Annotated in this window: 8 protein-coding genes and 1 pseudogene; 5 read left to right on the top strand and 4 right to left on the bottom strand. The window is 67.2% G+C overall.

Going from position 1 to position 13,969, the window contains the following annotated elements:
* Nucleotides 1–69: 69 nt before the first annotated feature.
* Nucleotides 70–306: pseudogene (locus ACE103_RS27800) on the bottom strand (ADP-ribosylation/crystallin J1); the annotation flags it as partial.
* 10 nt (nt 307–316) lie between these two features.
* Nucleotides 317–1,663 (bottom strand): hypothetical protein, encoded by a 1,347-nt coding sequence (locus ACE103_RS27795; protein ID WP_375775649.1) that lies wholly within the window; start codon nt 1,661–1,663, stop codon nt 317–319.
* A 75-nt stretch (nt 1,664–1,738) separates the two neighbouring features.
* On the opposite strand from ACE103_RS27795, the gene ACE103_RS27790 reads away from it, so the two are divergent.
* Nucleotides 1,739–2,911, top strand: coding sequence for an MFS transporter (locus ACE103_RS27790; RefSeq protein ID WP_375775648.1), 1,173 nt, complete (start codon nt 1,739–1,741; stop codon nt 2,909–2,911).
* Here the strand turns inward: ACE103_RS27790 and dgcA are convergent.
* Nucleotides 2,908–3,909, bottom strand: a complete 1,002-nt coding sequence (dgcA, locus tag ACE103_RS27785) for an N-acetyl-D-Glu racemase DgcA (RefSeq protein ID WP_375775647.1) — start codon at nt 3,907–3,909, stop codon at nt 2,908–2,910. The two genes, ACE103_RS27790 and dgcA, sit on opposite strands and share 4 nt — an antisense overlap.
* Nucleotides 3,910–4,043: 134 nt before the next feature.
* Here dgcA and ACE103_RS27780 point away from each other — a divergent pair, with 134 nt between their 5' ends.
* From ACE103_RS27780 to ACE103_RS27770, 3 genes are all read left to right on the top strand, one after another.
* Nucleotides 4,044–5,177 carry an ABC transporter permease gene (locus ACE103_RS27780; protein ID WP_223970149.1) on the top strand — a complete coding sequence of 378 codons (1,134 nt, stop codon included), beginning with the start codon at nt 4,044–4,046 and terminating at the stop codon, nt 5,175–5,177.
* A gap of 2 nt (nt 5,178–5,179) precedes the next feature.
* Nucleotides 5,180–5,950, top strand: coding sequence for an ABC transporter ATP-binding protein (locus ACE103_RS27775; RefSeq protein WP_375775646.1), 771 nt, complete (start codon nt 5,180–5,182; stop codon nt 5,948–5,950).
* A 121-nt stretch (nt 5,951–6,071) separates the two neighbouring features.
* Nucleotides 6,072–6,941: an MlaD family protein gene (locus tag ACE103_RS27770; protein ID WP_223970151.1), complete on the top strand. Its 870-nt coding sequence runs from the start codon at nt 6,072–6,074 to the stop codon at nt 6,939–6,941.
* Between the two features lie 222 nt (nt 6,942–7,163).
* Here ACE103_RS27770 and ACE103_RS27765 read toward each other — a convergent pair whose 3' ends face one another.
* Nucleotides 7,164–13,139 carry a negative regulator of septation ring formation gene (locus ACE103_RS27765; RefSeq protein WP_375775645.1) on the bottom strand — a complete coding sequence of 1,992 codons (5,976 nt, stop codon included), beginning with the start codon at nt 13,137–13,139 and terminating at the stop codon, nt 7,164–7,166.
* Nucleotides 13,140–13,519: 380 nt separating this feature from the next.
* Between ACE103_RS27765 and ACE103_RS27760 the strand changes: the two genes are divergently transcribed.
* Nucleotides 13,520–13,897, top strand: coding sequence for an Hpt domain-containing protein (locus ACE103_RS27760; protein ID WP_375775644.1), 378 nt, complete (start codon nt 13,520–13,522; stop codon nt 13,895–13,897).
* Nucleotides 13,898–13,969 lie beyond the last annotated feature (72 nt).

Raw genomic sequence — 13,969 nt, 5'->3', positions numbered from 1 at the left:
CGGGGCAGGGCGGTAGTCGCTCTGCCCCGTTTCGTTGTGCGACGCCGCTGATCAATGCCTGAAGCCGCCATAGCGATCGATGAAGCTTCGTTTGACCTGAAACCGTGTGACGAATTCGGCGCCGCTCGCGGGCACGTTCCAGTCGCGCGCAATCTTTGCGGCGTACTCTTCCGTCAGGACCGGATAGAAGATCGGTTGATCGGGAAGCCGCGGCGGAAAGGCACGCATGCCACCCTGTTCGATCAGCGCGAGCTCCTGGGGGCCCACCGGCCGCCAAAGAGTGATCGCGTCGGTTTCGTCGGGCATCGGACCGCGCTTACGAGAAGAACGCGGTTCTCTCGACCTGGCTCATACGGCGGATCGGCGCGAGCGGATCGTTGGCTGCGACGCTCGGCTTTTTCAAAAGCCCACTCGCGATGATGGTCGAGCCGAGTGAGATTTCTGCCGCGGGAGCCGCGGCAGCCTCGACGGCGGGCCGGAGGGGCGGCGGCACGGCGGCCGGAGTCGCGGCAACCGGAGCTGCAGCAACTGGCGCTGCAGCAATTGGTGCCGCAGCCGTCGGCGCTGCGGCCATCAGCGGCGCCTCGACCTTGACCTCGATCGGCTCGGGCGCCGGTGGGGGCTCGGGCTGAATCGCCGGTGCATCCATCTCGGGCTCGTCAGCCATTGCCTCGGCGACGCGCATCTCCTCGGCGGCGCGCATCTCTTCGGCGATCGCTTCTTCGTCGATCGGATCGGGCGCGCCCATCTCCATCGCGATGAGGTCGAGCATCGCTTCGTCCTGGGCGTCAGCGGCGGCCTCGGTGACACGGGCGAGCTCTGCGGCTTCGGCTTCGGCCAGCGCGGCCTCCGCCTTGAGCCATGCTTCGTTCGGCTCAGGCGTGGCGGCAGCCTCAATGCTCGGCGTTGCGGCAGGCACGGCGGCTTCGGCGGGCGGCGTCGCGACGGCTTCCTGAGGCGGCGCCGGCGGCGTGGCGGCGATCGTGGCTTCGGGCGCAGCGCTCTCGGCGGCAGTGCCTTCGGCTACCGGTTGCGGCGAGGGCGCAGCAACGAGCGGTTCCGTAATCGGTGCTTCGGCTACGGCTGCTGGCTCAGTCACGGGCGCTGCTGCCTGGTCCGGATCGAATTCGCTGAGCCGGCGGGCGAGTGCCGCGAAGGCGGCATCCAGCACGGCCTTGGCGTCGTCCATCGAAACCTCGGTCGCACCGGCCTCGATCGCGCTGGCCTGGGAATCGATGATGTCGCAGATCCGGCCGTCATTGCCGATCTCGCGCAGCCGCCAGGAGATCTCCCGAATCACCCGCACGCCCTTGCGCACCGGCGCGAGGTTCGGCTCGAAGCTGATGCCGTCGAGCGCCTCGATGGCGGAGGCCTGGGCGGCCTCGATCGCGCCGCGCAGGGCGGCCAGCGCCTGCGCCAGCTGCTCGTCCCTGATGGCCGCTGCGGCGGCTTGCCGCTGCGCGCTGAGGCTGTCCTCGATCCGCGCCACGGCATCGAGCACCATGCGGGTATCCGCATTGCGGTTGCGCTTGGCGTATTCGCCGAGGAACCAGCGGCCCCGCGAGGTCTCCATGAAGGCCGCGCTGATCGCAGCATAGTCCTCCTCGCTCGGCAGGGCCGCGCGGGCGGAAATCGGCGACAGGGCGAATGCTTCTTCGGCCATCACAATCTCTCCGCGCAAATCACTGCGCGTTACGCTAACGATCACCACGATATCGCGCGAATCGCAATTGAATTGATGTCTTCCGAATCACAAATCCCCATTGCAGCAAAGGTCGCGTCGCGGCGATTCGCGCGCAGCCTCGCGGCGTTCTATGCCACGACGTTCGGGATGACCGGGGTCCACCTGCCGTTTTTCACGGTGTGGCTGAAGGCGATCGGGATCGATGCCACCTGGATCGGCTTCATTACGGCAGTGCCGCCGGTGACGCGCTTCACCGTGCTGCCGCTGGTCACCGCGGCGGCGGAGCGGCGCCAGATGCTGCGCGGAGCGATGATTGCTACGGGATTCGCCACCGCGGTGGGCTTTGCCGTGATCGGCACCCAGCACCAGCCGTTTGTGTTGCTCGCGGTCTATGCGCTGACCTGCTGCGTCTGGACGCCGATGGTGCCGCTCACCGATGCCTATGCGTTGCGCGGCGTCAGGCAATTCGGCCTGAGCTACGGACCGTTGCGGCTGTGGGGCTCGGCCGCCTTCGCGGTCTGCGCGCTGATCAGCGGGTTCTTGCTGCGCTATGTCGCCGAGGTCGATCTGATCTGGATCATCACGGCCGTGACCGTGCTCGGCGCATTGGTCGGGCTGACGCTGCGGCCGCTGGGTCGCCCGACGGCAGCAGTCACGCCTACGGCCGGCGCCCCAAAACTGCTGCGCAATCCGACGTTCCTCGCCATCATCGTGTCCTCCGCGCTGATCCAAGGCAGCCACGGCGCCTATTACATCTTCGCATCGATCGCCTGGCAGCAGGCCGGCTTCAGCGGCCTGACCATCGCGGCCCTCTGGGTGCTCGGCGTGATCGCCGAGATCGTGCTGTTTGCGGCCTCGCCGCGCTTCACGCTGCCGTCGGCTGTGCTGGTGATGATCGCGGCCGCCAGCGCTATGGCGCGCTGGGCGATCACCGCGCAGGACCCGCCGCTTGCGGTGCTGGCCGTGGTCCAGCTCGGACACGGGCTGAGCTTCGGCCTGACCCAGGTCGGCATCATGGGCCTGATGGTGCATCACGTGCCGGTTCATGTGATGGCGCGCGCGCAGGGCTATCTCACCGCCTGCGGCGGCATCGTCGCCAGCACCACGGCGATCGTCAGCGGCTTGGTCTATGCGCGCTTCGGGCTTGGCGTCTACGACATGATGGCGGCGATGGCGGCGACGGGCGGGCTGGTGATGTGGCTCGCGCGCAAACGACTAACCCACTAGCCCCAGAGTGCGGCGTCGGGCGGATAGACCAGGCTGCCTTCATAGCGCAGGCCGTTGTCGCGGTCCCTGGCCAGCAGCAGCGGGCCGTCGAGATCGACGAAGCGCGCGGCTTGCGCGATCAGCATCGCCGGCGCCATCGCGAGCGAGGTCGCGACCATGCAGCCGATCATGATCTCGAAGCCGAGCGCGCGGGCGGCATCCGCCATCGCCAGCGCTTCGGTCAGTCCGCCGGTCTTGTCGAGCTTGATGTTGACGGCGTCATAGCGGCCGCGAAGGCCCTCGAGCGAGGCGCGGTCATGCACGCTCTCGTCGGCGCAGACCGCGACCGGGCGCTTGATCCGCAGCAGCGCCTCGTCCTTGCCCGCCGGCAGCGGTTGCTCGATCAGCGTGACGCCGGCATCGGCGCAGGCCGCGAGATTGGCGGCGAGGTTGTCCTCGGTCCAGGCTTCATTGGCGTCGACGATCAGTTCGCATGCCGGCGCCGCCTTGCGCACGGCGGCGATCCGCGCGGTGTCGCCATCCCCGCTGAGCTTGATCTTGAGCAGCGCGCGATGCGCGGCCTTCGCCGTGGCTTCCGCCATCGCCTCTGATGTCCCGAGCGAGATCGTATAGGCGGTGGTGCGCGGTTCGGGCGCGGGGCGGCCGAGCAGGTTCCAGATCCGCTGACCGGCGCGCTTGGCCTCGAGGTCCGCCAGCGCGCAGTCCAGCGCATTGCGGGCGGCGCCGGCGGGCATCCGGGCCTGCAAGGCGATCCGGTCCATGCCATTGGCGAATGGCTCCTGCATCGCCTGGATCGCCTGCAGCGTCGCCTCGGGCGTTTCGCCATAGCGCGGGTAGGGCACGCATTCGCCGCGGCCGGTGAGGCCACCCCGGCTCACCTCGGCCACCACGACGACAGCCTCCGTCTTGGCGCCACGGCTGATCGTGAAGGTCCCGGCGATCGGCCAGCGCTCGATCCGCGTGGTCAAGGAAATCGCTCCGGGAGGGGTGGAAGTCATTTTAAAGTCTACTATTTCCTGAACCGTAGCTTGCGACGCGCAACCAACTATGGCTGGTTAGCGGCAGATTCGACAAGCCGATCCGGCAAGCCGCCGGAGATCAACGGCCAGCCGGCTTGAGGGGTAGGCAAAAGGTGAGCGGCGACCCGACACTGGAGCGGATAGCCCAAGGCGAAGGACTGGCGTTGTGCGCGGCGGGTAACTGGACAGCCCGCTTTGCGCCCGCGCTCGAGCGGATCGTCTCCGACGCCGAGAAACTGCGCGGCAGCCGTTCCCACATCTTCATCGATGTGTCGCAGGTCGCGAGCCTCGACACGTTCGGCGCGTGGCTGATCGAGCGGCTGCGCCGCAGCCTGAGCGATGCCAGCGCCGAAGCGGAGATCGCGGGCCTCTCCGCCAATTATTCCAGCCTGGTCGACGAGGTGCGCCGCGTCGGCCCTGCGCCCAAGACCGCGAGCAACCAGCTCTTGATAGTAGGCATGCTGGAGCAGATCGGGCGCACCGTGGCCGGGATCAGCGGCACCATCATCGGCCTGGTGGATATGCTCGGCGCGGTGCTGGCCGCCGCCGGCAAGGTGCTGATCCATCCGCGCAGCTTCCGCCTGACCTCGACGGTGCATCACCTCGAGCAGGTGTGCTTGCGGGCGGTACCGATCGTGGTGCTGATTACCTTCCTGATCGGCTGCATCATCTCGCAGCAGGGCATCTTCCATTTCCGCAGGTTCGGCGCCGACATCTTCGTGGTCGACATGCTGGGCGTGCTGGTGCTGCGCGAGATCGGCGTGCTGCTGGTTGCGATCATGGTCGCGGGCCGCTCCGGCTCGGCCTATACCGCCGAGCTCGGCTCGATGAAGATGCGCGAGGAGATCGACGCGCTGCGCACCATGGGCTTCGATCCGATCGAGGTCTTGATCCTGCCGCGCATGCTGGCGCTGGTGCTGGCGCTGCCGATCCTGGCCTTCCTCGGCGCGATGGCCGCGCTCTATGGCGGCGGCCTGGTGGCCTGGCTCTATGGCGGCGTCGATCCGGAGGCGTTCCTGCTCCGCCTTCGTGATGCCATATCGATCGACCATTTCATCGTCGGCATGGTCAAGGCGCCTGTCATGGCGGCGGTGATCGGCATCGTCGCCTGCGTCGAGGGGCTTGCGGTGCAGGGCTCGGCGGAGTCGCTCGGTCAGCACACCACCGCGTCGGTGGTGAAAGGGATCTTCTTCGTGATCGTGATGGATGGCGTGTTCGCGATCTTCTTCGCCTCGATCGGGATGTGATCATGGCCGAGCAGGATATCGACGCCGTCATCCGGGTCCGCGACATTACCGTTCAGTTCGGCAACACGCGCGTGCTCGACGGCCTCGACCTCGACGTCAAGCGCGGCGAGATCCTCGGCTTCGTCGGCCCGTCTGGCGCCGGCAAGTCGGTATTGACGCGCACCATCATCGGCCTGGTGCCGAAGGTCTCCGGCCGCATCGAAGTGTTCGGCGTCGATCTCGATGCCGCGAACTCGGCGCAGCGCCGCGGCGTCGAGCGGCGCTGGGGCGTCTTGTTCCAGCAGGGCGCGCTGTTCTCCTCGCTCACGGTGCGCCAGAACATCCAGTTTCCGGCGCGCGAATACCTGCGCGTCTCGCAGCGGCTGCTCGACGAGATCGTGGTGGCGAAGCTGGTAATGGTCGGGCTGAAGCCCGAGGTCGCCGATCGGTATCCGTCGGAACTGTCCGGCGGCATGATCAAGCGCGTCGCGCTGGCGCGCGCGCTCGCGCTCGATCCCGAGCTCGTGTTTCTCGACGAGCCGACGTCCGGCCTCGATCCAATCGGCGCCGGCGATTTCGACGAGCTGGTGCGCACCCTGCAGCGCACTTTGGGGCTGACCGTTTTCATGGTAACCCACGATCTCGACAGTCTTTACACGGCGTGCGACCGTATCGCGGTTTTAGGGAACGGTAAGATCATTGCTGCAGGATCGATCGCCGACATGAAGGCATCGCAGCATCCGTGGCTGCAGCAATATTTCAACGGCAAGCGCGCCCGCGCCGTTGTGGCCTAGCTCATGATCCCGAAGCGAAAAGACCGGTTTTCGGACGAGATCATGCGCCAACAGGGAATTCGACGGGCTCGAACGCAGGCTGACTGCGCGAGCGCCCAAGAGTGATGAACGCGAGCAGTTGATGGAAACGCGGGCGAACTACGTCTTGATCGGGGCTTTCACGCTGGCGGTAATCGCCGCGGCGTTCGGCTTCGTGCTGTGGTTCCAGAGCCTGCACACCACCAAGCAGCGCAGCCCCTTGCGGGTGATCTTCGAGGGGCCGGCGTCGGGCCTGCGCAACGGCGGCAACGTCAATTTCAACGGTATCAGGATAGGGGAGGTCGTCTCGGTCAAGCTCGACAACCCCCGCCGCGTGGTCGCTCTGGCGATGATCGAGAACAACGCACCGCTGCGCAAGGACACCCTCGTCGGCCTCGAATTCCAGGGCCTGACCGGCGTCGCCGCGATCTCGTTGAAAGGTGGCGAGGAGGCCGCCCCGCCGGTGCCGCTGGATGAGGACGGCATCCCGGTTCTGACCGCCGACCCGAACGCGTTGCAGGACGTCACCGAGGCGATCCGCGCCACGCTGCAAAACGTCAACCGCATCGTCGCCGACAACCAGCAGTCGGTGAAGAATTCGCTGAAGAATCTCGAGGTCTTCACCCAGGCCTTAGCGCGCAATTCCGAGAAGATCGACAACGTCATGCTCAAGGTCGACGGCGTGATGGGCAAGGCCGACAATCTGATGCTGGGCCTCAACGCGATCGCTGGCGGCAACAATGGCAGCGAGCTGAACCTGATGGTGAAGTCGATCCGCGAGCTCGCCGACAACGTCGACAAGCGGTCCAATCTGCTGATCAACGACGGCCGCCGCACACTGTCCGACATCAGCCGCGCCGTGAACAATTTCGACCGCAACCCGAGCCGGGTGATCTTCGGCGGCAGCAACAACGCCGCACCCGAGCCCGCGCCGGCTCCCGCCGCAGCGCCGACCGGGCCGCGGCGGCGGTAGTGGGTTGCGCGAGTAGCGAGTAGCTCTTTTCCCCGCTGCCAGGCCCGTCATTGCGAGGAGCGAAGCGACGAAGCAATCCATCGTGCGCCGAGTCGAGAGGTGGATTGCTTCGCTCCGCTCGCAATGACGATTGTTCTCCATCGCGTCTCCGCGAGCCGTTCGCCTTAGCCAAAACAAAAACGGAGACCTTTAGGTCTCCGTTCTCCATTCGCTAGTCGCAGCTTACCCCAGCCGTCCTGCCGCGTGGGCGAGCAGGGTGTAGACCAGCCCGGTCTCCGAGGTCAGGTGGCTGCTCAGCTCCTGCTGGCCGCGGCCTTCGCGGGCGACTTCGTCGAGCAGGCGCTCGAACTCCGCGATGTAGCGGTCGACCGTCTGCTTGAAGCCGCGGTCGGCGCGGTACTTGCGGGCCACTTCATCGAAGGCCTTCTGGCCGGCCGGCGTGTAGAGGCGCTTGGAGAACGCCTTGTTCTCGCCGCGCTGGTAGCGATCCCACATCTCGGCGGCGAGCGTGCGGTCCATCAGCCGGCCGATGTCGAGCGACAGCGACTCCAGCGGATTGGCGGCCGGCTGCGGCTGCGGCTGCTGCGGACGCGGGCGCTGCTGGGCGTCGCGGCCCTGCGGGGCAGGCGGCGGCGCGTCGCTGCGGTTGAGCAGGTCGGACAGCCAGCCATCACCGTTGTTGGGGCCGGCCGGGCTGACCGACGGAGCTTCGGTGCGGCGCGAGGTCGACATGCCGAGATCCGGCGGCGGCAGCGTCGAGGCGCTGTTGCCATTGTCGCGCACGCTGTCCCGCATGCGCACGTCGGCGCGGCCGCCGGCGGCAGCCATCACCGCCGGCTCCTCGTGGCGGACGCTGGCGCGGTTGGTCGAGACCACGTCGAGGCCGCGGCCGTGATGGGCGACGATGCGGTTCAATTCGGCCAGGGCCTCGATCTGGTCGACGATCACCTTGCGCATTTGCGCAGTGTTTTCGGCGGCCTCCTGCGGCATTTCCAGCACGCCGCGGCGCAGCTCGTTGCGGGTGGCCTCGAGCTCGTTGTGCATCTCGCTCGCCATCTGCTTCATCGCCGTGACCATCGCGGAGAACTTCTCCGTCGATTCCCTGAACATCGCATCGGTCTCGGCATTGCTCTGCTGGTAGAGGTCGTTCATGGCGTCGACGGTCTGCTGACGCTCGTTCTCGGCGGCCATGCGCACCGCCTCGAACTGCTTGCTGATCGCAGCCGAACCTGCGCCTGCGGTCTCCGCCACCACGCGCGCGATGTCGCGGGCGCGTTCCTCGGCCGCGCCGAGCGATTCATCGAGCAGTCCGGTGAAGCGCGACAGCCGCTGGTCGAGATCGGTGGTGCGCAGGTCGATGGTCGTGACCAGCGATTCCAGCGCCGACTTGCGCTCGCTGACGGAGGTCGTCGTCGAACGGTTGGCCTGCTCGACCACGGCAGCCGCATCGATTAGCGCCTTGCCATGGGTCTCGAACTGGCTTGACAGCGCGCCGAGATCTTCCAGCGCCTTGCCGGTCTTGCTGTTGAACACCGTGAGCTGGTCTTCCAGCGTCTGGGTCGCCACGCCGTTGCGCGAGGTGACGTCGTTCATGGCGGACACGAAGTCGGCCACGCGGGTCACCAGCGCGCGCTCCAGCGAGTTGAGGTTGTCGTGGGCGCCGGTCAACACTTCCTGCAGCAGGATGTTGCCCTCGCGCAGCCGCTCGAACAGCGCCACCGTGTCGGTGCGCAGGATCTTGCTGGTCTCCTGCATCTCCGTGACGGCCGAGATCGAGACCTGGCGCGACTGGTCGATCGCCGCGCGGGAGGCATGCTCGAGCTCCTTGAGCGACTTCGCCACGGCACCGGTCGCCTGATCGCCGGCCGAGGTGATGTTGCGCGCGACGTCGCCACCGTGCGCCGCCATCGACTGCGAGAAGGCGAGGCCGCGGGTTTCGATCGCCTTCAGCGCGTCCGCGGTGGCGCGATCCATGTCGTTCGACAGCTGCGTGGTCTTGGCGGTCAGCGCCTCGACCAGCGAGCCGCGGCGGCCGTCGACCATCTGCGACAGCCGCTCGGTCTGCTGCTGCACATAGGTGACGATCTCGTCGGTCTTGCCGGTCATCGCCGAGCCGAATGCGCTGGAGGCGGACAGCACCGAACGTTCGATGTCGGCGGAGGTCGTCTTGACCTTGGTCGAGACCTCGTTGGACATCGTGATCAGCGCGGCCTGTGCGTTCTGCGCAGAGGTCTGGATGTTGTCGGTGGTCTTGGCCGTGACCGAACCCAGCGCGCGCTCGATATCGGTCGAGAGCGTGCGGATCTGGGCGGCGGCATCGGCGGAGGTCGCCGCAAACGAGCTCTGGGCCTCGCGGGCGCTGCCCAGGATGGTCTGTGCGGTCTCGGCGCTGGCCGCGGTCAGCGAGCGCTCGATCTCGACCGAGATCGCGCGCATCTGGCTTGCGGCCTCGCTCGACGTTGCCACGAACGAGTTCTGGGCATCGCGGGCACTGCCGACGATCGTCTGGGCGGTGTTGGTGCCGACCGACGTCAGGGTGCGCTCGACATCGGCTGCCAGCGACTTGACGTGGTTGGCTGCTTCGGTCGACGCGGTGACGAGGGTGTTCTGCGCCTCGCGAGCGCCGGCCGTCAGCGCCTCGATGGTGCCGGAACCGGCCATCGACAGCGCGCGCTGGATATCGGCGGCAAGCGCCGACACCTTTGTCGCAGACTCGGTCGATGCGTTGACCAGCATGCTCTGGGCTTCACGCGCGCCTGACGTGATCGATTCCGCGGTGGCGGAGCCGGCCATCGACAGCGAACGCTCCATGTCGGCGGCCAGGGTGCGGACCAGATCGGTGGCCTCGGTGGATGTACTCGCCAGCGTGCTCTGGGCCTCGCGCGCCGAGGCGACGATGGCTTCCGCGGTGGCGGAGCCTGCCATCGACAGCGAGCGCTCGATATCGGCCGACAGGGTGCGGACCAGATTGGTGGCGTCGGTGGACGCACCGGCCAGCGTGTTCTGGGCCTCGCGGGCGGAGGCGACGACGGCTTCCGCGGTAGCGGTGCCGGCGGTCGAGAGCGAGTGCTGGATGTCGGCCGCGAGCGTGCGGGCGAGGTTGGTGGCTTCGGTCGACGCGCCGGCCAGCGTGCTCTGAGCTTCGCGAGTGGAGGCGACGACGGCTTCCGCGGTAGCGGACCCGGCCATCGACAGCGAGCGCTCGACGTCGCTGGCGAGCGACTTGACCTGGCCGGTGACGTCGTTCGACGTCGCGATCAGCGTGGTCTGGGCCTCGCGGGCACCGGTCATGATCGCTTCGGCAGCGGCAGAGCCGGACATCGATAGCGATTGCTCGACGTCGGCGGCAAGCGACTTGACCTGGCTTGCGGCTTCGATCGAGGCCGAGACCAGCGTGGTCTGCGCGTCGCGGGCGCCGGACAGCACGGAGGCCGCGGTGGCGCTACCGGCCGCCTGCAGCGTGCGCTCGACGTCCTCCGACAGCGCCTTGATCTGCGAGGCGACGTCGCCGGATGCGGAGACCAACGACACCTGGGCGTCGCGGGCACTGGTGAGGATCGAGTTGGCGGCGCTGGTGCCGACGGCGGTCAGCACGCCCTCGACCTCGGCCGAGCTCAGCTTGAGCTGGTTGCCGACATCCGCGGACACGGTGAGCAGCGCCTGCTGCGCGGTGCGCGCGCCGGTCTGGATGGTTTCGCTGGTGTTGACCACGAGGTTGGTCAGCGAGCGCTCGGCGTCCTCGACATGGGACTTGATGCTCGACGACAACATTTCGGCGCGGGACATCATGTCCTCGCTCGCCTGGCGGCCGCTGCTCTCGATGCGGCCGGCGACGGCCTCGACGCGCGAGCCCAGCAGGTCCTCGAACTGCGCGACGCGGGTGTCGATGTCGCCGGCGATGGCGCCGACGCGGCTCTCGATGCCCTGCTGGATGTCGGCGAAGCGCGCCGAGATGGTGTCGGTCACGTTCGAGCTATGACCACTGATGGTCTCGACGAGGCGGGTGTTGTGACCGTTGATGGTATCGGCGAGGCGGGTGCTGTGACCGTCGATGGTATCGGCGAGGCGGGTGCTGTGGCCGTTGATGGTGTCGACCAGGCGGTTGCTGTGGCCGTCGATGGTCTCGGTGACGCCGTTGATGCGATGGTCGACCGCGGCGATCGCCTGCACGGTGCCCTCGGTCAGGGTCGTGGTCAGCAGGCCGAGGCGCGAGTCGATCGAGTGGATCGCCTGGGTGGCGCCTTCGGTCAGCTGGGTCGCGAGCGTGCCGAGATGGCCGTCGATGGTGTCGGTGACCGACTTGGCGCGGCTCTCGAAGGTGACTTCGAGCGACCTCATGCGGCCGTCGATCGCGTCATCCAGCGACTGCAGGCGGCCGTCGAACGAGCCGATCTTGGTGGCGAGCGATGAATCGAACGACGACAGCTTGTCGGTCAGCGAGGCGTCGAGATTGGTGACGCGGCTGCCGAGCGTGGTCTCGAACTGCAGCAGGCGCTGGTCGAGCGAAGCGGTGATCTCGCCGCTATTCGAGGTGACCCGATTGTCGAAGGTGTCGACATAGGTCTTCAGGCTGTCGGCGATGTCCTGGGTCCGCTGGCCCATGCGCTCGACGATGTCGCCGCCGAAGGTCTTCACGGTGCGGTCGAATTCCGAGATGTGGCGGGTGATCAGCGCGCCGAGCGTGCCGGAGTCGCGGGCGAATTTCTCGGCGAGCTCGCTGCCGTGGTTCTTCACCAGGTCATCGAACGCGCTCATCTGCAGCGACAGCGAGTCGTGCGCGGTCTCGGTCTGGCCCACCACCTTGGCGACCAGCGAGTTGACGGTGACGTCGAGCGCTTCGCTCGCCCTGTCGCCGGACGTCATGATCTGGCCGGCGAGGCGGTTGCCGGCGTCGTCGATCTTGCTGACGAGGTCGTTGCTGCGCAGCTCGAGCTCGAGCAGCAGCGAGTCCGCGGAGTTCTTCAGGGAGTCGTGGACCTCTTCGGTGCGGTCGGAGATGCCGTCGACGATCGCGGACGAACGCTGCTCGAACTCGCCTGTGATGCGGTCGATGCGCTCGTTCAGCATCTCGTGGACGCGGTCGGCCAGATCGACGAACTCGTCATGGACGTGACCGGTCTTGAAGTTGAGGCTGGTGGTGAGTCGCTCGGAGGCGTCCATCACCGCGCGCGTGGTCTCGGCGCTGGCTTCCTCGAGGCGGTCGAGCAGGTCGCCGCCGCGTTCGCCGAGCGCGAGGATCATGTTGTCGCCGGCATGGCTCAGCGCGGTCGTGATGTGCTGGCCGCGCTCTTCCAGCGCGCCGGTGATGCTCTTGGCGACCTCGTCGACGCGCGAGGCAATCGCGTCCGAGATCAGCGCGATGTCGTGGCGCAGGTCGATCTGCACGCCGGAGATCGCGCTACGCACCTGCTCGGCCTGGCCGACCAGATTGTCGCGCTGGTGGGCGATGTCCTGCAGCAGCGCGCGGATGCGCACCTCATTGTCGGAATAGGCGCGCTCCAGCGCCGCCACCTCGTTGGCAACGAGGGTCTCGAGTTCGCCGGCGCGCGCGATCGCGCGCTCGACGCCGTCGCCCATCGCCGCGACTTCGCGGCGGATCGCCTGGCCGACCGTCACCATGGAATCGGCGGCGGCGTTTTCCGGCTCGGAGAATCGCATCGCGACCTGCGCCATCGATTGCGCGATCATCTGCATGCGCTGGCCGTGCGAGGCGAGGCTGGCGAGGTAATAGAACAGCAGCACCGGAACGGCGAACAGCGCGGCGAGGCCGGCGAGCACCAGCACGCCGGTGCCCTGGGCCATCGAAGCCTGCAGGGCCGGCCAGAACGCGATGGTGAGGATGACGCCGCCGAGCAGCCAGGCGCCGGAGCAGACGAAGAACAGCGTGAAGGCGTTGCGGGCGCGGCCTCCCTGCAGCGTCTGCAGCATCTGGCCGATGGTCTCGCGATCATCATTGGCGGCGCGGCGCGGCGCGCGCGGTTCCTCGCTCGGCTCGAACACCGAACGATCGCTATTCGAGCGGGACTCGAACGATGCGGCTGAAAAATCCGGAGCTGATGGCGGCAGGTTCGGCGGCGCGGCGCCTTCGTTGAGGGGGCTGCGGCTCTCAGCGCCTTGCTCGCCGATGTTGAGGGCTTCCTGGATGGCAGAAAGCGCGACCTCGGTGGGATCTTTGACCTTCTTGGGAGTGTTCGCCATGTTCAGTCTGAGCCCTCTCACTATTTTACGCGTCGGCGAGCCTGCGAAACGTCCCCGCGCAAGCTCGAAGCCGGTGCCCACAAGCGGAGCGCAAGCGCCCCCTCGGCGGCTTGTCCGCTACATCCGCAAACATCCTATTGGGAGAGCGATGCGAATGAAATGCTTGCGATTAATACTTTCTTAATCATCGTTAACAGCTTTGCGCCATAAGGCCTTATGGGTGCTCGAAATTCCCGCCGGAGAGGGCCGATTGTGTCCGGAAATTGTCCAGAATCGGGCGGTTTTGCCGATCATCCCGACAACAATTCGTTAACCAGTTTCGTGATTGGCTGGGCGAACGGTCCGCCGGTGAAGCCCGGCAGAGACGACAGGGACAGGCCATGCCGCTTCATCTCGAACGGGTTGAATGGACGCAATCGCCGCCGCTCGCGCCGGGCGACGGGCCGATCGACGTCGATCACCTTCGACGGATGACGCTGGGCGACCCGGGCTTGGAGCGGGAAGTGCTGGCGATGTTCTCGACCCAGTCGGCCCGGATCCTTGGCGAGCTGGCTGCCTTGCCGCCCGAGGCTCCGACCCACGCCCACACCCTGAAGGGATCGGCGCGGGCGATTGGCGCCTTCGGTGTCGCCGAGGCTGCCGCCAACCTGGAAACCGCGCTGATCGCCGGTTCCGACCCGGCCCAGCCGCTCGCCGCGCTCGGGGCCGCGATCGCCGAGGCGCGTACGGCGATCGAGCTGATTCTGGGCCGCTCCTAGGCTTTCCAGCAACTCCACGGCCTGCGGCAATGGTCTGGGCGCCGTCCCGGCCGGCCGGCAGGTTTTCGGTCT

The organism is Bradyrhizobium sp. ma5 (genome assembly GCF_042258955.1).
Taxonomy (GTDB): Bacteria; Pseudomonadota; Alphaproteobacteria; order Rhizobiales; family Xanthobacteraceae; genus Bradyrhizobium.
This window is presented reverse-complemented; position numbering and strand designations above follow the sequence as displayed.